Below are 18,383 nucleotides of genomic sequence, written 5' to 3' on the forward strand. Positions count from 1 at the left end.
TCATCCACAGAATCGCGGGCAAAGACGCCGTAGAACCGCCAGCGATATCCATCGAATTGGGACAAATTCCGGCAACTTCACAAATCCGTTATCGTAATCCACATGAACGCAGCCTGAACCCAAGCGTTCCAAAACTACGAGATTTGCCGCATTCTTTTGGCCAGAAGCTCGATGCCTTCCGCAATCCGATTAATCGGAATGGAAGAATAAGCGATGCGAAAATAGCGGCATGGCCTGTCATCGCTCCAGAAGAAAGGGGACCCCGACTCGATCAGCACGCCGTCCTCGCGCAGATCACGTGCGAGTTTGTCGGCATCCATGCCCTCCGGTCCTTCGATCCAGAATGCCGTACCGCCAAAGGCCGATTTACCAGCGATTTTCAATCCTTCGCGATTAAGGGCCTCGATCATGACAATATGGCGCTTGTGATATTCAATCCGCATACGATGAATAACCGCATCGTAGTGACCAAGAGCCAGAAAATAGGCGGCTGTTCGCTGCAAATGTCCGGGCGGATGACGAAGCATGAGCGCGCGTAGCGCCCTCGCCTCACGGATGACAGGTGCCGGAGCAACCAAGTAGCCAAGCCGAAGCCCCGGAAACAGCGACTTTGAAAAACTGCCCACATAGAGAACGCGGCCATACTGGTCGAGCGATTTTAGCGCCGGCGTCGGCGGCTGCAAAAAGCTCATCTCGAATTCGTAATCATCTTCGACAATGACGAAATCGCGCTCGGCTGCAGCCTCCAGAAGTGCGATACGCCGCGCACGTGGCATAGTGGCGGCCGTGGGTGACTGGTGGCTCGGCGTGACGAAGACCGCGTCGATCTCATCTGGCAGCAACTCGGGTGGCAAGCCGCCTTCATCAACGTCAAGCGCCGTTACATTGGCCCCTGTCAGATGGAGCGTAGCGCTGATATCGGGATGTCCGGGATTTTCGCACACGACATGCGAGCGCCGTGTCAAAAGCAGATGACTGATGATCCAAAGCGCGTTCTGCGCGCCAACGGTAACAAGTATCTCGTCTGGCTCCGCGTGTATTCCGCGGCTAGGCAGCGTGCGCGAACGGATATAATTGACAAGTTCCACATCATCGGCAGCGGCAAAATCACCCGCCATAAGGATAAAGTCTTCTCTGGCCAGCGCGCGCCGTGCGCAATCGCGCCATGCGGCGAGATCAAACAAGGTCTGATCCATCTGGCCATAGAGAAAGGGGTAGCGATACTTCCGCCAATCCAGAGGCTTGCGAATGGTCTTGGCAATGTTGAAGCCGAGACGCAACTTGGATGACCAATCGACGGCGGTGTCAGGCGTTTGCAAAAAATCCTTGTCTGGACGGCTGATGGGTGGCGCTGCAGCCACGTGATAGGCACTGCGGGAATGCACTTCCAGATAACCTTGGGACACAAGCTCCTGATAGGCCAGCGTTACCGTGAGGCGCGAGACTTTCAGATAATCCGCCAATCGCCGCGTGGAGGGCATGCGGGCACCGGGCAAAACCGCGCCTGAAAGAATGGCTGATACCGTTGTTTCCCGGATTTGGGACTGCAATCCGGTATTTCTGCCGCCATCTATGAAGAAGATCGTCGGTGAGACGGCATCCAAAACCCTACTCCATTAGTGAATCTGCGATTACACCCAAGTTCGCGTCAGTTTTTCCGCTTCGTGCTCTACTTAGCAATAGCGTTTCTTCTTTCTGTTTCTCCTCGTGGAATAATTTCGACGGTAAAGTGAGCACGAACCCCAATTCCCGGGTAGCGCCATCTTTAATGCCAAACTGGACTTATTGACTATTCCAACTGGATATAAGGCAAATTTCATGAGATGGCTATCGTTTGTAACTGGAACTGCAGATTGGCGAAAAACGTCAACAGTCGTGACCAAGTCAGGCATGGTTCTTAAATGGAAGGGGAACTCCATGAACTATTTCAAAAGCATAAAACGGGTGGTGTTATTTTCGGCCGTAGCAGCGCTTTCCACGTCTGCGGCCTATGCCGAAACCACGGTCGTGGTCGGTTATCAGCAGATCGTCGGGCCGTTTCTGACCGCGATCGCTAACGGAAAATTCGACGCGGCAGCCAAGGAAGCCGGATATAAGATCGATTGGCGCCAGTTCGCATCGGGTGGCGATATTTCGACGGCACTTGCTTCCGGCAACGTGCCGATAGGCGTTATCGGTTCAACGGGCATCGCAGCAGCCGCCACACGCGGTGTTGACCTTCAACTCTTCTGGATTCTCGATAATATCGGCAAATCGGAAGCACTGGTAGCGCGCGAAGGCTCCGGCATAGAGAAGCCGGAAGACCTCAAGGGCAAGAAGGTCGGCGTGCCTTTCGTCTCGACCTCGCATTTCCATCTCCTTGTCGGCATGAGCGACATCTGGAAGATCAATCCGCGCGACGCGGAAATACTCAACATGACACCGCCGCAGATCGTTGCCGCTTGGCAGCGCGGCGATATCGACGCGGCCTATGTCTGGCCTCCTGCTCTTTCCGAAATCCTCAAGACCGGCAGGGAAATTGCCAATTCCGAAGAAATCGGCGCGAAAAGCGTCCCGACTTTCGACGGCCTTGTGGTGGATAAGAGCTTCGCCAGCGAAAACCCCAAATTCATGACCGCCTTCACCACGGTGCTGAAGGATGCCTATGCCGACTACAAGGCCAATGGCGGCCAGTGGACGGCAGACTCCGAACAGGTCAAAGGTATGGTCAAGCTGATCGGTGGCAATGCCGCTGACATACCGGGCGCACTCGCGCTGTTGTCCTTCCCCACCGTGGAAGAACAAGCCTCCCCGACATGGCTCGGCGGTGGCAAGGACAGCGGAGCGCTCAAATCCGTCACCCAGAGTGCAAAATTTCTCGTCGACCAAAAACAGCTCGACCAAGCTCTGGATGACTATAGCGGCAACGTAAATGGCAGTTTTGCCGAAGCCGCAGCGAAGTAATTACGTAAAGTAATGCAAGCACCTCCGCCAGCGGCATGCCTTCGGGCAAGCCGCTGAACCGAGACGGTTCCTGCAATGTTGTGTGTGCCTTCTGGCTTTTGCCGGAACCGCTTCTTCGTTCCCGAAAGGTGACGTAATGGAAACCTTGAACGTATCGAATGTCAGTCTGACCTATCCCGGTCTTTATGTGGAAGAAGCCGTGATTGCGCTGAAGGGCGTTAATCTGCGGATCGACAGCGGGGATTTCGTGGTGGCGCTTGGTGCGTCCGGCTGCGGCAAGACCACGCTTCTCAATCTGATGGCAGGGTTCATGATCCCGTCATCCGGCGAAATCACGTTGGGCGGAAGGCAAGTGCGTGGTCCCGGCGCCGACCGGGGCGTCGTGTTCCAGAAACATGCTCTGCTTCCCTGGCTCAATGTCGTTGACAACACCGAGTTTGGCCTGAAGCTTCAAGGTGTACCGAAGGCAGAACGCCGGGCGCGTGCCACGAAAAATCTGGCTCTGGTCGGCCTGCAGGATTTCCACAATCACAAGATTTACCAGCTTTCCGGCGGTATGCAGCAGCGTGTCGGCATTGCCCGCGCACTGACCTGCGACCCGGCGATGCTGCTTATGGACGAGCCCATGGCAGCGCTTGATGCCCTCACCCGCGAAACGATCCAGGAATTGCTTTTGCGGGTATGGCAAGTGACCAACAAAATGTTCTTCTTCATCACTCACAGCGTCGAAGAGGCCTTGTTCCTCGGTTCGCGGCTGATCGTCATGTCGCCGCGCCCCGGACGGATCACCCATACCTATGATCTGGATTTCAACCGACGCTTTCTGGAATGCGGTGATGCGCGCGCCGTCAAGTCCAGTCCCGACTTCATCAAGATGCGTGAGACAATTCTGGGGATTATCTATGGCGATGAACGTGCATCAGGAAACCCGGAACTGGTCCATGCTTGAGTTCGTAACTCGGGCAAGACCAGTCAAACCCGGTAAAATCTATGGCGCCCCCGGCGACGGCAATAGCGGTTTCATCAGCCTTGTAACCGCACTGATTTTGCTGGGGCTCTGGTTTCTCGTAACAGGAATGGGCTGGGTCAAACCGCTGTTTCTCCCCTCGCCGTTCGCTGTCTATGGCAAGTTCATGGTTGCCATGACAGACGGCGTGGCAAACTCCACTCTGGCCGAACATACGCTCGCCAGCCTTGGACGTGTATTGGGTGCCTTCGCGATTGCCTGCATCACGGCAATTCCCATCGGCATCATGATGGGTATGAGCAGCTTTGTTCGTGGCGTGCTGGACCCGATTATCGAGTTTTACCGACCACTGCCGCCGCTTGCCTACCTGCCGCTGATCATCATCTGGCTTGGTATTGGCGAGTTCCCGAAGGTGTTCCTCATCTTTCTCGCGATCTTTGCGCCAATGGCGATCGCAGCGAGAGCTGGCGTGCGCTCGGTCTCAACCGAACAGATCCATGCCGCCTATGCGATGGGCGCATCCCGGACGCAGGTAATAACGCAGGTCATCATGAAAGCGGCCATGCCGGAAATCTTCACCGGCATGCGCATCGGGATCGGTGTGGGCTGGACGACGCTGGTAGCGGCGGAAATGGTGGCGGCGCATCGCGGTCTTGGCTTCATGGTACTCAATGCAGCGCAGTTTTTGGCCAGCGACACCGTCATCATGGGCATCATCGTCATCGGTGTATTCGCTTTCGCCTTCGACCTTTTGATCCGTTACATGGAAAAGGTCCTCATCCCGTGGAAGGGTAAAGTCTGATGGCGCTACAACCGCTTTAGTCAGCCCGACCGAAATCCAATTCGCAATATCAATCGCGCGGCAACTCTGCCGCGCCACAGGGAAGCTTTACCCGAAATCAGGGCAGATTTCAGACGTATCAAGGAGCATTCGAATGTCCGCCGGACAACTCACAGAGAAGCATTTTTCCGACCTCTTCGACGCCTTCAACCGGCACGACATCGACGCGATCATGGCCTTCTTTGCCGACGATTGCGTGTTTTACACCATCGGCGGTGAGGAAGTTTACGGCACCCGTCTCGAAGGCAAGGATGCGATTGCCAAGGCTTTTTCCGGCGTCTGGGCCGTGATGCCCGACGTGAAATGGGACGGACACAGGCATTTCGTGAGCGGCGACCGTGCGGTGTCCGAATGGACCTTTCGCGGAACGGATGCCAACGGCGCACGCGTCGAGGCAGAAGGCTGCGATCTCTTCACACAGCGCGACGGCAAGATCGTCCGCAAACAGGCATTCCGCAAGAACCGGCCTTTGCTGAAGGCGTAAGCCCCAACATCGCCAGTCGGTGTTTTGGAGGACCGACATATGGATACCCACACTCTCAACAGTTTCTCGGCCACCCAGCCATTCGACCCCGCTTATGATCCGGTGGTTTCGAAGACGCCAGGACAAGGCCGCGACTATGCCCCGACTTACTGGATAGGCACTGCCGGACCGGCGCCGGAAGACGATGGCCCTATTCGCGGAGAAGTCGATGCCGATGTCGTTATCGTCGGCTCAGGCTATACCGGTCTTTCGGCGGCAATCCATCTCGCTCGGGATCATGGCGTCAAGGCCGTGGTGCTGGAAGCAAATGGCGTCGCCTGGGGCTGCAGCACCCGCAATGGCGGTCAGGCGCAGATTTCAGCCGGCCGGCTCAAGCGTTCACAATGGATCGAGCGCTGGGGTGTGGACGTCGCCCGGAAATTGCATAACGAAATTGCCGAGGGTTTTGATCTCTTTCGTTCACTCATTGCCGAACCGGAAATTGATTGTGATCCGCAGGATGGCGGTCATCTCTACATCGCCCATCGCGACAAGGTCATTCCTTCGCTGGAGAAAGAATCCCGCCTGCTGAACGACGTATTCGGCTATCGGACGCGCATGGTCGGTCGCGACGAGATTCACCGCGATTTCATCCGGGATCAAGAAGCTCGCGGAGCTATGTATGAGCCAGACGGCATTGGCATTCACGCCGCGAAACTTGCCTTCGGCTATCTCCGGCTTGCACGCAAGCTGGGCGCAAAGGTGCACACCGCAAGCCCGGTTCTCAGCTGCCGCAAGAACGGCAATGTATTCCATCTCAACACGCCGAACGGTACAGTCACGGCGCGACAGGTTTGCTTCGCGACAGCGGGATACACCTCGCCCGGCCTCCATCCTCTCACCCGTTACCGGCTGATGCCGGTGCTGTCGAACTCTGTCGTGACACGACCGCTGACACCCGATGAAATTGAAGCATGCGGCCCCAAGACCGGTATTCCGCTAACCGACACGCGCACGCTTCGTCACTATTATCGTTTTCTGCCTGACGGGCGGATGCAGATCGGTAGCCGCAGCGCCATTACCGGGGCTGATGCACCGAACCCTAAACATTACGATCTGCTGCTTTCGGGCCTTTACCGGAAGTTCCCGGCTCTGAAAGGCATCAAGATCGATTATTCCTGGTGGGGGTGGGTCGATGTCAGTCATGACATGATGCCCCGCATCTATCGTCCTGATCCGACGCAGGAAATCTACTATGCCATGGGCTACGGCGGCAACGGCGTGATGTATTCAGCGCAGGCCGGACGCCGGGTTGCCCAACTGATGACGGGTCGGGGACAGGAACTCGACCTGCCGATCTTCACCTCCGAATTACCGAGTTACGGCATGCTGACGCCATTCAGGCGCATAGGCCAGCGCGCAATGTATCACTGGTATGCGCTGAAAGACGAAGTTCTCTGAATTCCAAGGAAAGGTACGCGCCATGAAAATGACGACGGAAGAAGCATTTGTTAAGGTTTTGCAGATGCATGGGATAGAACATGCATTCGGGATCATCGGCTCCGCGATGATGCCGGTATCGGATTTGTTTCCGAAGGCGGGCATTACCTTCTGGGATTGCGCCCATGAGACGAATGCGGCGCTGATCTGCGACGGTTATACCCGCGTGACAGGCAAGATGGGTATGGCGATTGCCCAGAACGGGCCCGGCGTAACCGGCTTCGTGACTGCCATCAAGACTGCTTACTGGAACCACACGCCGATGCTGCTTGTCTCTCCACAGGCTGCCAACAAGACCATCGGTCAGGGCGGTTTTCAGGAAGTTGACCAAATGGCCCTGTTCGAAGAGATGGTCTGCTATCAGGAAGAAGTGCGCGATGCGACCCGCATTCCCGAAGTGCTGAACCGCGTGATCGAGAAGGCATGGCGCGGCTGTGCACCGGCACAGATCAACGTTCCCCGTGATTTCTGGACTCAGGTCATCGACGTCGACCTGCCACAGATCGTCCGGCTGGAACGCCCGAGCGGCGGACGCGATGCCATTGCCGAGGCTGCAAAACTACTGACCAATGCGAAATTCCCGGTCATCCTTAACGGGGCCGGTGTCGTTATCGGCGGTGCGATCCCCGAATCCATCGCGCTTGCCGAAAGGCTCGATGCGCCGGTCTGCTGCGGCTACCAGCATAACGACGCGTTCCCCGGCACCCATCCGCTGTCCGCAGGACCGCTCGGCTATAACGGCTCCAAGGCCGCGATGGAGCTGATCTCCAAGGCCGATGTGGTTCTGGCGCTCGGCACCCGCCTCAATCCGTTCTCGACGCTGCCAGGCTACGGCATCGATTACTGGCCGAAGGACGCCAAGATCATCCAGGTCGATATCAATCCTGATCGCATCGGCCTCACCAAGAAGATCTCGGTCGGCATTTGCGGTGACGCCAGGCAGGTTGCGCAGCAGATTCTCGACCAGATGGGAGCCAATGCGGGCAATGCAGGTCGCGACGAGCGCAAGCAGCTCATCCATCAGCGTAAATCCGCCTGGTTGCAGCAACTTTCCTCGATGGATCATGAGGATGACGATCCGGGCACGCATTGGAATGCCGGTGCGCGCGAGCGCGAGAAGGACCGCATGTCGCCGCGGCAGGCATGGCGTGCCATTCAGGCTGGAATGCCGAAGAACGCCATCATGTCCACCGACATCGGCAATAACTGCGCCATCGGGAACGCCTATCCAAGCTTCGAACACGGACGCAAATATCTGGCGCCGGGCATGTTCGGCCCCTGCGGTTATGGCTTCCCATCCATCGTCGGCGCCAAGATCGGCCAGCCTGACACGCCAGTGGTCGGCTTTGCAGGCGACGGTGCGTTCGGCATATCCATGAACGAGATGACCTCCATCGGTCGGAAGGGCTGGCCTGCGATCACCATGGTCATCTTCCGCAACTATCAGTGGGGCGCCGAAAAGCGCAATACGACGCTGTGGTACGACAACAACTTCGTCGGCACCGAGCTCAATCCGAACCTGAGCTACGCCAAGGTGGCGGATGGCTGCGGTCTGAAAGGCGTGACCGTCGATAGCCAGCAGGCGCTGACCGAAGCCTTGCAGACGGCAATCGACGAGCAGGCCAAGGGGGTGACCACCTTCATCGAAGTCGTGCTCAATCAGGAACTGGGCGAACCATTCCGCCGCGATGCGATGAAGAAACCCGTTGTCGTGGCCGGCATCGACAAGGCCGACATGCGCCAGCAAATGCCCGTCTGAACCAGTCCGTCAGTGATCAGGCCGGGAGCACAACTCTCGGCCTTTTGAAGAGATTGCGCCATGCTGCCGTTGGAAAAGATTTTTGAGAAAGCTCGTTCGAGGCCACGTCACATCGTTCTGGCCGAGGGCGAAGATCCGCGTATCATCGATGCGGCGCTCCGTGCCGAACGCGAAGCCATTGCCCGCATCACGCTTCTGGGCTCCGAAAGCGTCATCAGCAGGCAGATTGACGGCTCAAAGATCGCGATCATCAACCCAGAGACATCGGACAAAAGCGCGGATTATGCGCAAAAACTCTATCGGCTACGTCAGGCCAAAGGCATGACGGAAGAACAGGCTGAGGCGATGGCGAAGACGCCACTCGGTTTCGCCGCAATGATGGTACGAGAAGGCGATGCGGATGGGACGGTGGCTGGCGCAGTCGCAACAACAGCCGATGTGGTGCGCCACGCCCTGCAGATCATTGGTAAGGCCGAAGGCGCATCGCTCGTCTCAAGCTTCTTCCTGATGCTGCTGTGCCAGTCTCATCATCAGAAGAAAGGCGCTTTCGTCTTTGCCGATTGCGGCCTCGTGGTGGAACCTGATTCCGCGCAACTTGCCGATATCGCCATCCAGTCGGCAGATTCATACCGCCAGCTCACGGAAAAAGATGCGGCCGTTGCCATGTTGTCCTTCTCCACCGGCGGCAGCGCTGCGCATGAGCGTGTGTCAAAGGTCGTTCAGGCAACCCGGACGGTGCAGGAGCGTAAGCCTGATCTGTGCATCGATGGAGAATTACAGTTCGACACGGCATTCGTCGAGGCAATCAGCTATGCCAAATCGCCGGATTCACCGCTCAAGGGCAATGCCAACGTCTTTGTGTTCCCCAATCTCGAAGCCGCCAATATCGGCTACAAGATTGCCCAACGTATTGGTGGGGCGCAGGCCATAGGCCCCGTGCTTCAGGGCCTCGCCAAACCCGCTAATGACCTCTCACGCGGGTGCAGCGCTGACGATGTCCTCCACATGATCGCTATAACCGTCAATCAGGCAAAGTGAAGGACATCGCGCCGCTATTCGCGAACCGCTAAGACTTCAGGAAGCGCGTAGCGATGCCGTTGAGAAACTGTGGCAGTACCGTAAAGGCATAGGGTGCATAGACCCGCTCCAGCCGCTGATGATACTCGCGGCCCCACGGGCCGATATTCACCACCGGATAGGAAAGCGCTTTCGGATTGGCGCGGTCGATAAATTGAGCCGCTGGTGTGTTGGCCGCGATGACTTCACTATCCGTCGCGTCAGGGATATGACCGAAGAAGCTCATATCTGAAATGCCGGCGAAGATTTCCCTGTATCGGATCGTCGTTTCGAACTGGCGTTCCGCATCCAGGCGTGCGGTTTCCAGAGCTTCTGCGAAACGCTGTTCTTCGGCCGTTTCGACACCCATGCGAACGTGAGGATAGACGAGACTTCCGAAGCCGACAATGACCGTTGGGCCTGTAATGCGTGCCTCGGCAACCATGGCGTTGACGAGTTCCCGCGTGATAAGAAGCGGGTTATCGCTGCTTGAAAGTTCAGCTTCCAGTGCCGCTATCCGTTCCAGTGCCGCATCACCACCAATACGCCGGACTTCGTCGCGCAACTCGGCCGTGGTCAGAATTCTGCCCTTGTGATTGGCATCTGCATCGCTGCCAACCAGCTTTGCAAAGCGCTCCGCCTCCACATTGAAGTGCGTGATCGCCCGATCCAGCGCCTCATCGACAATTGCCTTGAACCGCTGGAACAAAGCATCAGGCGAGACGGAATGGGTCAGCCAGTTGAAAGCAATCCACGTCCGTTCCGGTGTGGTCACTTCATAACCACCGCGAAAATCCCGCGCTTCAAGGCAGATTGGAGGTGGCGAAACTTCGCCATCCGCCGTGTCGCAAAGGGCTGCATTGGCTTCCACCGCCCGCATGATTTCCGATGCAATGAGGTGCGCGCTGACACCTTCGAACGGATAGCTCGCATGAGAAGGCTGTCCGACCACAAAAGCAAAGGGAAGCTGCTTGCCGATTGTGCCCCGATAGATGGCTCGGCCTTCCGCACCGTCACCTTGATCGCTCGTTGCGTCAAGATTGATACCGGCGACGATATCGAGGCCCCAGCGTTCGGCAAGTTCCGGCAAAGCATCTCGCAGGCTGCGCATTCCCCGCGAACCACGCTCTTCGTCAGGTGTCGCAAACAAAATCAGATTGCCTTCGCGATCTACCCGCTGCGAGAAATGTTCCAACGTTGCGATACCGGCTGCAACACCGCTTTTCATGTCGAGCATGCCCCGACCGGGAATGTAATTTCCGCTCTGGAAGTCGGCGAGTGCCTTTTCCTCGTTCGGTGCAAGCGGACGGCTGGTAAGATCGGCCAGAAGAGCTTCCAGCAAAGCATCCGGCTCGAAAGCAAGATGTTTCAAATCGCGATAATTTGCAGTTTCCACCACATCGAAGTGCCCCGCCAGAGCCAGGGTTCGTCGCCCGGCGCCGCGCACGACGGCGATAACATTCTTGGTCATCGGCGAGCCGTGACTGTCGATGACGGCAATATCGTCAGGGTTCTTTTGGAAATAGGGGATCTCGCGTAAAAGCTCGGCCAGCTTCGGCCCGAACGATGCCTCGTCAGGTGTTCCCGTTTCGCTCGGCCATCTCACCATGCGATAGGAGAGTTCTCGCACCCGTTCTGTCGGGTTCCATTCATTTGGGGATGCCACGGTCTTTCCTCGCTCAATAGTTCCCCGTCTCCGTGCCTTGGGGAAGGCACAGGCGGGTTTTCAAATCTGGTTTAAACGTCGACTTACTGGTTGAGATGCTTTCGCAGGAACGCTCTCGTTCTTTCATTTTCCGGATTGGTGAAGATCACGTCCGGCTTGCCTTCTTCGACCACGACGCCCTTGTCCATGAACAGAACCTTGTCTGAAACTTCGGCGGCAAAACGCATTTCGTGGGTCACGATCAGCATGGTCATGTGTTCCTGCGCGAGCTGTTTCATGACCTGATTGACTTCCTCGACCAGTTCCGGATCGAGCGCAGAAGTCGCCTCGTCGAACAGCATGACTTTCGGCTGCATCGCCAGTGCACGGGCAATAGCCACGCGCTGTTTCTGCCCGCCCGACAGACGCGACGGATACATTGACGCCTTATCGGCAAGACCGACCTTCTTCAAAAGAGAAACGGCCAGCTCCTGCGCTTCCTGCTTGCTCTTGCCCTTCAACTTGATGGGTCCGAGTGTGATGTTTTCCATGACATTGAGATGCGGAAACAGATTGAAGTGCTGGAAAACCATGCCCATCTGCTGGCGCACGGCATTGATATGCCGCTCGAAGGAGCGTCCGCTCAACGACTGGTTTACCTGCACGCCGTCCAGTAGTATCTGGCCTGAGTCGACCGTTTCCAGATGGTTGATGGAGCGCAGCAAAGTACTTTTGCCGGAACCGGACGGCCCGATAATGGCGATAATCTGGCCGCGTTCAACAGACAGGTTGATGCCCTTGAGAACTTCGAGCGCGCCATAAGACTTGTGGACGTCGCGCACTTCCACCATGGGTTTGCTGTTGCTCATCGGTAAGCCTCGACTTTCTTTTCCATCCAGTGCAATCCGGCTTCCAGGATGAGATTGAGTACGTAGAAGATCACTGCGGCAGTGATGTAGAATTCAAACGGGCTGTAGGTTTCGCTGATCGCCTGCTGCGAAGCGTGAACCAGCTCGGTAATACCGATTACCGACACGAGCGCCGTGTCCTTCAAAAGCGCAATCAGATTGTTGCCCACCTGTGGCAACGCATTGCGGACGGCCTGCGGCACGATGATGTAGCGCAGCGTCTGACCGCTGCCGAAACCCAGCGAACGGGCACCTTCATTCTGCCCCGGATCGACAGTCAGGATCGCGGTGCGGAAGATATCCGAATTATAGACCGCAAAATGCAGGCCAAGGCCGATGATGCCAGTCCATACGGCTGGAATGTTGATGCCGATCTGCGACAGGCCGTAATAGAGCAGGAACAGCTGCAGAAGCAGCGGCGTGCCCATGAACAGCCAGATGAAGAAACGGACAGGGTAACGCACCAGCCAGTTGCCATAGAGAACGAGCAAGGCAAAAGCGATACCGCCGAAGAAGCTGACGATGGATGAGGACACGGCGATGATGAGCGTCCACCAGATGCCGGTCATCAGAAGTTCAGTATAGGGCGGGACGATAGAGAAATCGAGTTGCATGGGATCACCGCCTATTTGAGTGCATAGCGGGCTTCGAGGAAATCGACGAAGCGTGCAACGATATAAATGAGGACCATGTAGATGGCCGCGGCGATGCCGAAGATTTCAAACGGACGATAGGTCGAGCCGATGAAACGTTGAGCCGTGTAAGTCAGTTCGACCACGGAAATCGCGGAAACGAGAGCAGACCCCTTGATCAGCATGACTGTATTGACACCGAGCGAACGGATCATGAGCCGCGCTGCCTGCGGCAACACCACAAAGCGCATCGACTGTCCGTTGCTGAAGCCAATGGAACGGGCGGCTTCGTTCTGCCCGGTATCGACCGTCAGAATGGCGCCTCGCATGGCTTCGGCGTAATAAGCGCCGATATTAAGGCCAAGACCAATGGCACCGGCTGCGAATGGTTCGAGATTGATGCCGATCTGCGGGCCGCCGAAATAGAGAACGAAAAGTTGCAGAAGGCACGGCGTGCCGCGAAAAACGCTGACATAGGCTGTACCGATAAAACGCAGCGGCCAGAAACGCGATAATTTTGCAGATGTGGCAAGCGCACCGACGCTCAACCCGATCAGAATGGCAAGCGCCGATATTTCGACGGTAACCAGGGCGGCCTCCAAAAAATATGGAAACACGTCCACCATCAAAGAGAAGTTCATTATCTCCCCTTTCCTGTCTGGAAAACCAAGCCGGAAAGAAATGTTGCCGGGACAATTGCGTTAATAGCTGTCCCGGCTCGGGGTTTCATGCGGTTAGCGGATGTCGCGACCGATCCACTTGGTCGAGATTTTCTCGTAGGTACCGTCCGCTTTCATGTCGTCGAGAGCCTTGTTGATCGCATCCTTAAGCTCAGGGTTACCCTTGCGCAGAGCGATGCCGACATTGTCGGTGCCCTGAAGTTCAGGCGTATCGAGCTGACGAACCTTTTCGCCGCTTTCCTTGATGGCGATCAGGATCGGAATGTCATCCGATGCAATGGCGTCCACGCGGCCTGAACGAAGCTCAAGCAGTAGTTCCGGGATGCCCTTATAGGTACGGACGGTCCAGCCACCCTGCTCGCGCGCCCACTTGTCGCTGGTTTCACCAAGCGTCACGGCAATGGTCTTGCCCTGTTTCAGTTCGTCCATGGACTTCACCGGCGAGGCTTCCGTCACGAAAATTCCACGGCCACCGCGATAGTAAGGGCCTGCGAAATCGACAGCCTTTTCGCGTTCCGGCGTGATGCTCATGCTGCCGACGACCACATCGAACTTGCTCGCACGCAGGCCTGCAATGATGCCGTCGAAAGCGGTGGTCACGACAACCGGCTTTACATCAAGGCGCTTGGCAATTTCGGTGCCGATATCGACGTCGAAACCGACCACCTGGTTCTGACCATCAACAAAACTGAATGGCGGGAAAACACCGCTCATGCCGATGCGCAATTCGCCACTTTGCTTGACCTTTTCGAGGTCGTCCGCATGAGCGGGAGCGAGCATCATCAGCGCACCGACGCCAGCGGCAATGAGCGAAGACAGAAGGGTTTTCATTTCATTTTCTCCTAAGTGATCGTATCGCGATCACGGGCGATGCCCGTTCCGAGCGCCCGGCTGGACGCATCTTTCCAGATCGTCGACGCCCGACGGGCGACGGCAAATTTCTTGGGAAAACAGATTCGGAACAGGCAAGAACGATATGCTCTGGTTACCCAGGAGCGGGAGAAAGAAAAGCTCCATCGATCCACCTCCGAAATTCCCCTTGCCGGTTGCGTTGCTTGCTTATCCGGCTTGTTTGTTTTCAAGCACGCTAACGGAGCAAAGGATCAACGAAAACGTCAATTCTGTATAGAAATGTCCAGCAATCTGCGATAAACGCAATCAAACTGACGAAATCGTCAAATGGCGGTGTGGTGATGGATGATCTGGATCAACGATTAATATCGGAACTGCGCATCAATGCGCGTGCGTCCATTCCGACTCTCGCCAGCATTTTGGGTGTGGCGCGGGGCACGATCCAAAGCCGGATGGAGCGCCTGATCGCATCGGGCGTCATTGCAGGCTTTACAGTCAGATTGAAGGATCATGGTGCCACCGACATGATCCGCGGCATCATGATGATCGAATTGACCGGGAGAAACATCAAAAGCGTGATAGCGACTTTACGCAAGAACCCCGGCTTTTCCGCGGTGAACACCACGAATGGTACGTGGGACCTGATCGCCGAGATCGAAGTCCCCAACATGAATGAATTTCACCGGCTGGTAACAGGTATCCGCGCCATGGACGGGATCGCGAAATCCGAGACACACATCTTTCTCGGACCCGCCTGAACCTTCGGCTGCCTATTCCGCCGCTTCAGCCACATAACCGAACTGCATGATGGCATCCGGCGCAGCAACACCCGGCAGAATACGACCGTCATTCACCGGCGCGCCCATCTGGGTGGTCATGGGAATGACGCCCGCCCAGATTGGCAGGGCATAATCGGCATCGTCATCCTTCGGCGGACCGGAGCGAACCTTTGCTGACGCTTCATTCAGTTCCAGTTCCAGAAGCATGGTGGCCTTCAGCTCCTTTGCCATCATCGGCCGCAGGCTTTCCCAGCGACCCGGAAAAAGGCCGTTTACGAAGCTGCGCAAGTGATGTTCCTTCACCGCGATGTCCGAAACTTTGCGCGCTGTCCCGAAAGCCATGACCGAACGGTAATTGCAGGAGTGGTGAAACGCCGAGCGAGCGAGGACCAGCCCGTCGAGCAACGTAAAGCTTACGCACACTTCTGCTTCGTCGCAGCTTTCCAGCATACGACTGGCGGATGATCCGTGCCAGTAAATGAAATCGCCTTCACGCCAGACCAGCGTGGGCGTGACATAGGGCGTTCCGTTGAACACATAGGCCACATGCGCCAGAGGCTGCGCATCGATGATTGCGTGAACCGTGGCTGCGTCATAGGCACCGCGCTCATGCAAGCGTTTTACACGGCTGCGTTCTGAAGGGGCTGTCGTCATGGCCGATTTTTCTCCTTTGTATTCGGCCAAACTGCCCTCATAGTGGCTTTGAGAAAATAGCCACTTTAAGAGAATACTATGATGCCAATTTCGAATACACTTCCAGAATTCGGGATTGATCGCTCCAGCGATGTCTCGCTGACCGCCCAACTGGTTGATCAGATAAGACAAGCGGTTTTAGCCGGACGCCTGAAACCCGATTCAAGATTGCCGTCTACCCGCGCCTTATCTCTGGAACTCGGCCTGTCACGAACAACCGTTCTCGCGGCATTCGACCAGTTGATTGCCGAGGGCTATCTCGAAGGACGTCAAGGTTCCGGAACCCATGTCACCGCCGAACTTCCCGACACCAGTCTGACAGTCGACCATCCGCCCCTCGACGCGATAGTCCAGCCGCAGTTACATCAAGAGGAAGCCAAACCTTTTCATCTTGGTGTATTTGATAGTGATCATTTCCCACACGACGAGTGGGGGAAGCTGCTCGGGCGCATCTGGCGCAACCCATCCCCTGAGCTGCTAAGCAGTGATGATGTGTTCGGCTTTCATCCTTTGCGATCTTCACTTGCCCGTCATTTGCACGAGTGGCGCGGGATGATTGTGTCACCAGAGCAGATTATCATTACCGGCGGCAGCGCGGACGCTCTTTCCCTCATTCGGGAGGCCCTGTTTGTACCGGGTGACAGACTGTGGATGGAGGAACCGGGCTACCCGCCTGCGCGCAAGATCCTTGGCGTCAATGGCCTTGACATCATTCCCGTCCCCATTGATGGCGGGGGTCTCGATGTTTCGACCGCGCGAGACAAGGCCAACAATGCGCGTGGAGCGTTTGTCACACCGGCACGGCACCACCCGACAGGCGTGACCATGCCATTAGGGCGCCGGCTGGAGCTGCTTGCCTGGGCAAGGGAACGCGACGCCATCATCATCGAGGACGATTATGACAGCGAGCACCGTTATGTCGGCCAGCCATTGCCATCTCTGATGTCGCTTGATCCAGATCGCATCCTTTATATCGGAAGTTTCTCCAAGGTCTTTTCGCCACTCCTGCGGCTCGGTTTTCTGATTGTACCGTCGCACATGACCACTCGATTCAGGGCGCTGCGACAAACCTTGTTCCCAGCGCCATCGCCCTTGGCCCAACCGGCATTGGCCAGTTTTATCGAAACGGGAGCCTTTGCACAGCACATCAGGCGCATGCGGCGCATACATGCATCGCGGCGGCGTAAACTGATTGCAGCACTGGCGCCCGGAGAGCCGGAACTGTTCCAGATTGAGGCCCCTCCTGCCGGGCTTTCATTGCTGCTGGCTTTGCCAGACGGGAAAAGCGATACGCGCCTTGCCACTGTTCTCGCAGATGCTGGTATCGAGGTTTATCCGCTATCAACGCTCTATACAAAACTGACGCCACGTCAGGGGCTTATCCTCGGATTCTCAGGATTTGATGAAACCGCATTGGAGAATTCGGCAACAGCGCTGATAAAAATTCTTCAACAATCGAATTAGAGAATGTGCATTAGCAATTTCGTAAACTTTGGATTCAGCATTTCCCGGTAAGCTTTGATTAGCAATTAGCTCGGAGGGAGCGTTGCAGCCCATTTGTTTTGCGTTACGGGTGCTCATGCGTTCTTCGGTTGTATCAGTCATTGCCCTTGCCTGCGCCGCTTTGACGGGCTGTACGTCAAGTTCGGGCATCGACAGCATTATGCTCCAGTCGAAGACATCGGCTGAGACCACAAGTTCGGTGGCTCGCCCGGTTCCGCCCGCCCCCTTGAGCGAAATGGCGAGCGCACCGCAGCCGATGCCAGCTGCCGAGCAGGAAGAAGTTCTGGCTTGGGCCGGCCCCATTCCGGATGCGGGTCCGTTCAAGGCAGAACCGCCTGCTCCCGTTACACCGCAACCGCAGTTGCAGGAACGCCCTCAGGTGCGCATCTCTGTTCCAAAGCCGGAAGTCGCAGCCTATCCGCCGGTGCGCCTCGCACCACAGGAACGATCGAAAGTCTACAGCCACCGCTTTCGTGATGCGAAACCAATCAATTTCGGACGCTCATCGCCGCGCAAGCTGGCAGTGCACGGTGTGGACGTCTCCCGCTGGCAGGGTGATATCGATTGGGTGAGACTGCGCACGCAAGGTGCAAACTTCGCCTACATCAAGGCGACCGACGGCGGCGACCACCTCGATCCCATGTTCCGCAAGAACTGGCGCGAAGCGAAAGCAGCGGGCATCAAACGCGGTGCATACCACTTTTTCTACTGGTGCCGCGTGGCAAGCCAGCAGGCCGATTGGTTCATCCGCAATGTTCCAAAGGAAGCCGATGCGCTTCCACCTGTCATCGACGTAGAATGGAACGGCGATTCCTCCTGCAAGCGTCGGCCTTCTCCGGCGCAGGTGCGGGAAAAGATGCAGGTCTTCATGGACAGGCTGGAGCAGCATTATGGCAAGCGGCCAATCATCTATACAGCTCCGGACTTCTATGACGATAACCTGAAAGGTGCCTTCACCAACTATCCATTCTGGCTGCGTGCCGTTGCCCAGCATCCGTCGAAGGTCTATCCGGGTCGCCCATGGACCTTCTGGCAGTATTCCGGGTCGGGTCTGTCGCAGGGCGTGAACGGTAAGATTGACCTGAACGTTTTCCACGGCTCAGAGGACGACTGGCACAGATGGCTGGCGCGTGCCGCCAGCTAAACAGCAAGAAACTGGCCA

17 protein-coding genes are annotated in these 18,383 nt (G+C 56.6%); 10 read left to right on the forward strand and 7 right to left on the reverse strand.

The window, feature by feature from the left end:
• Nucleotides 1–134 precede the first annotated feature (134 nt).
• Nucleotides 135–1,604, reverse strand: coding sequence for a MocR-like pyridoxine biosynthesis transcription factor PdxR (gene pdxR, locus AC1RHM_RS13985; RefSeq protein ID WP_010658706.1), 1,470 nt, complete (start codon nucleotides 1,602–1,604; stop codon nucleotides 135–137).
• A 313-nt stretch (nucleotides 1,605–1,917) separates the two neighbouring features.
• On the opposite strand from pdxR (AC1RHM_RS13985), the gene tauA reads away from it, so the two are divergent.
• The 7 genes from tauA to pta all read left to right on the forward strand — a co-directional run bounded on the left by tauA (nucleotide 1,918) and on the right by pta (nucleotide 9,511).
• Nucleotides 1,918–2,943: a taurine ABC transporter substrate-binding protein gene (gene tauA / locus AC1RHM_RS13990; RefSeq protein WP_036580237.1), complete on the forward strand. Its 1,026-nt coding sequence runs from the start codon at nucleotides 1,918–1,920 to the stop codon at nucleotides 2,941–2,943.
• Between the two features lie 136 nt (nucleotides 2,944–3,079).
• Complete coding sequence (locus tag AC1RHM_RS13995; RefSeq protein WP_010658704.1) at nucleotides 3,080–3,892, forward strand: taurine ABC transporter ATP-binding protein; 813 nt, start codon at nucleotides 3,080–3,082, stop codon at nucleotides 3,890–3,892.
• Nucleotides 3,885–4,712, forward strand: a complete 828-nt coding sequence (locus AC1RHM_RS14000; RefSeq protein ID WP_010658703.1) for an ABC transporter permease subunit — start codon at nucleotides 3,885–3,887, stop codon at nucleotides 4,710–4,712. The genes AC1RHM_RS13995 and AC1RHM_RS14000 overlap by 8 nt, the downstream gene beginning before the upstream one ends.
• A gap of 133 nt (nucleotides 4,713–4,845) precedes the next feature.
• The gene (locus AC1RHM_RS14005) at nucleotides 4,846–5,235 is read left to right on the forward strand and encodes a nuclear transport factor 2 family protein (RefSeq protein ID WP_010658702.1); all 390 of its coding nucleotides are present in this window, start codon (nucleotides 4,846–4,848) and stop codon (nucleotides 5,233–5,235) included.
• 39 nt (nucleotides 5,236–5,274) lie between these two features.
• Entirely contained in the window at nucleotides 5,275–6,675 is a 1,401-nt protein-coding gene (locus AC1RHM_RS14010) for an NAD(P)/FAD-dependent oxidoreductase (RefSeq protein WP_010658701.1), read from the forward strand.
• Between the two features lie 22 nt (nucleotides 6,676–6,697).
• Nucleotides 6,698–8,473 carry a sulfoacetaldehyde acetyltransferase gene (xsc, locus tag AC1RHM_RS14015; RefSeq protein WP_105529295.1) on the forward strand — a complete coding sequence of 592 codons (1,776 nt, stop codon included), beginning with the start codon at nucleotides 6,698–6,700 and terminating at the stop codon, nucleotides 8,471–8,473.
• A gap of 60 nt (nucleotides 8,474–8,533) precedes the next feature.
• A complete protein-coding gene (gene pta, locus AC1RHM_RS14020) occupies nucleotides 8,534–9,511 on the forward strand; it encodes a phosphate acetyltransferase (RefSeq protein WP_151606370.1) in 978 nt (325 codons plus the stop codon).
• A gap of 28 nt (nucleotides 9,512–9,539) precedes the next feature.
• On the opposite strand, the gene AC1RHM_RS14025 is transcribed toward pta, so the two are convergent.
• From AC1RHM_RS14025 to AC1RHM_RS14045, 5 genes are all read right to left on the reverse strand, one after another.
• Nucleotides 9,540–11,138, reverse strand: coding sequence for a M20/M25/M40 family metallo-hydrolase (locus tag AC1RHM_RS14025; protein WP_010658698.1), 1,599 nt, complete (start codon nucleotides 11,136–11,138; stop codon nucleotides 9,540–9,542).
• Between the two features lie 140 nt (nucleotides 11,139–11,278).
• A complete protein-coding gene (locus AC1RHM_RS14030) occupies nucleotides 11,279–12,043 on the reverse strand; it encodes an amino acid ABC transporter ATP-binding protein (RefSeq protein ID WP_029375942.1) in 765 nt (254 codons plus the stop codon).
• Complete coding sequence (locus AC1RHM_RS14035; protein ID WP_010658696.1) at nucleotides 12,040–12,696, reverse strand: amino acid ABC transporter permease; 657 nt, start codon at nucleotides 12,694–12,696, stop codon at nucleotides 12,040–12,042. Before AC1RHM_RS14035 ends, AC1RHM_RS14030 begins: the two co-directional genes overlap by 4 nt.
• Before the next feature lie 11 nt (nucleotides 12,697–12,707).
• On the reverse strand, nucleotides 12,708–13,355 hold the full coding sequence (locus AC1RHM_RS14040) for an amino acid ABC transporter permease (RefSeq protein ID WP_010658695.1): 648 nt from the start codon (nucleotides 13,353–13,355) through the stop codon (nucleotides 12,708–12,710).
• Between the two features lie 93 nt (nucleotides 13,356–13,448).
• Nucleotides 13,449–14,225 carry a transporter substrate-binding domain-containing protein gene (locus AC1RHM_RS14045; protein ID WP_010658694.1) on the reverse strand — a complete coding sequence of 259 codons (777 nt, stop codon included), beginning with the start codon at nucleotides 14,223–14,225 and terminating at the stop codon, nucleotides 13,449–13,451.
• A 362-nt stretch (nucleotides 14,226–14,587) separates the two neighbouring features.
• Between AC1RHM_RS14045 and AC1RHM_RS14050 the strand changes: the two genes are divergently transcribed.
• Nucleotides 14,588–15,004, forward strand: coding sequence for an Lrp/AsnC family transcriptional regulator (locus AC1RHM_RS14050; protein WP_010658693.1), 417 nt, complete (start codon nucleotides 14,588–14,590; stop codon nucleotides 15,002–15,004).
• Nucleotides 15,005–15,016: 12 nt separating this feature from the next.
• Here AC1RHM_RS14050 and AC1RHM_RS14055 read toward each other — a convergent pair whose 3' ends face one another.
• On the reverse strand, nucleotides 15,017–15,679 hold the full coding sequence (locus tag AC1RHM_RS14055; protein WP_010658692.1) for a pyridoxamine 5'-phosphate oxidase family protein: 663 nt from the start codon (nucleotides 15,677–15,679) through the stop codon (nucleotides 15,017–15,019).
• A gap of 78 nt (nucleotides 15,680–15,757) precedes the next feature.
• Here AC1RHM_RS14055 and pdxR (AC1RHM_RS14060) point away from each other — a divergent pair, with 78 nt between their 5' ends.
• The gene (pdxR, locus tag AC1RHM_RS14060) at nucleotides 15,758–17,182 is read left to right on the forward strand and encodes a MocR-like pyridoxine biosynthesis transcription factor PdxR (RefSeq protein WP_010658691.1); all 1,425 of its coding nucleotides are present in this window, start codon (nucleotides 15,758–15,760) and stop codon (nucleotides 17,180–17,182) included.
• 115 nt (nucleotides 17,183–17,297) lie between these two features.
• Entirely contained in the window at nucleotides 17,298–18,365 is a 1,068-nt protein-coding gene (locus AC1RHM_RS14065; RefSeq protein WP_010658690.1) for a glycoside hydrolase family 25 protein, read from the forward strand.
• Nucleotides 18,366–18,383: the final 18 nt, after the last annotated feature.

Source organism: Brucella sp. GW823-FHT04E01 (genome assembly GCF_058796175.1).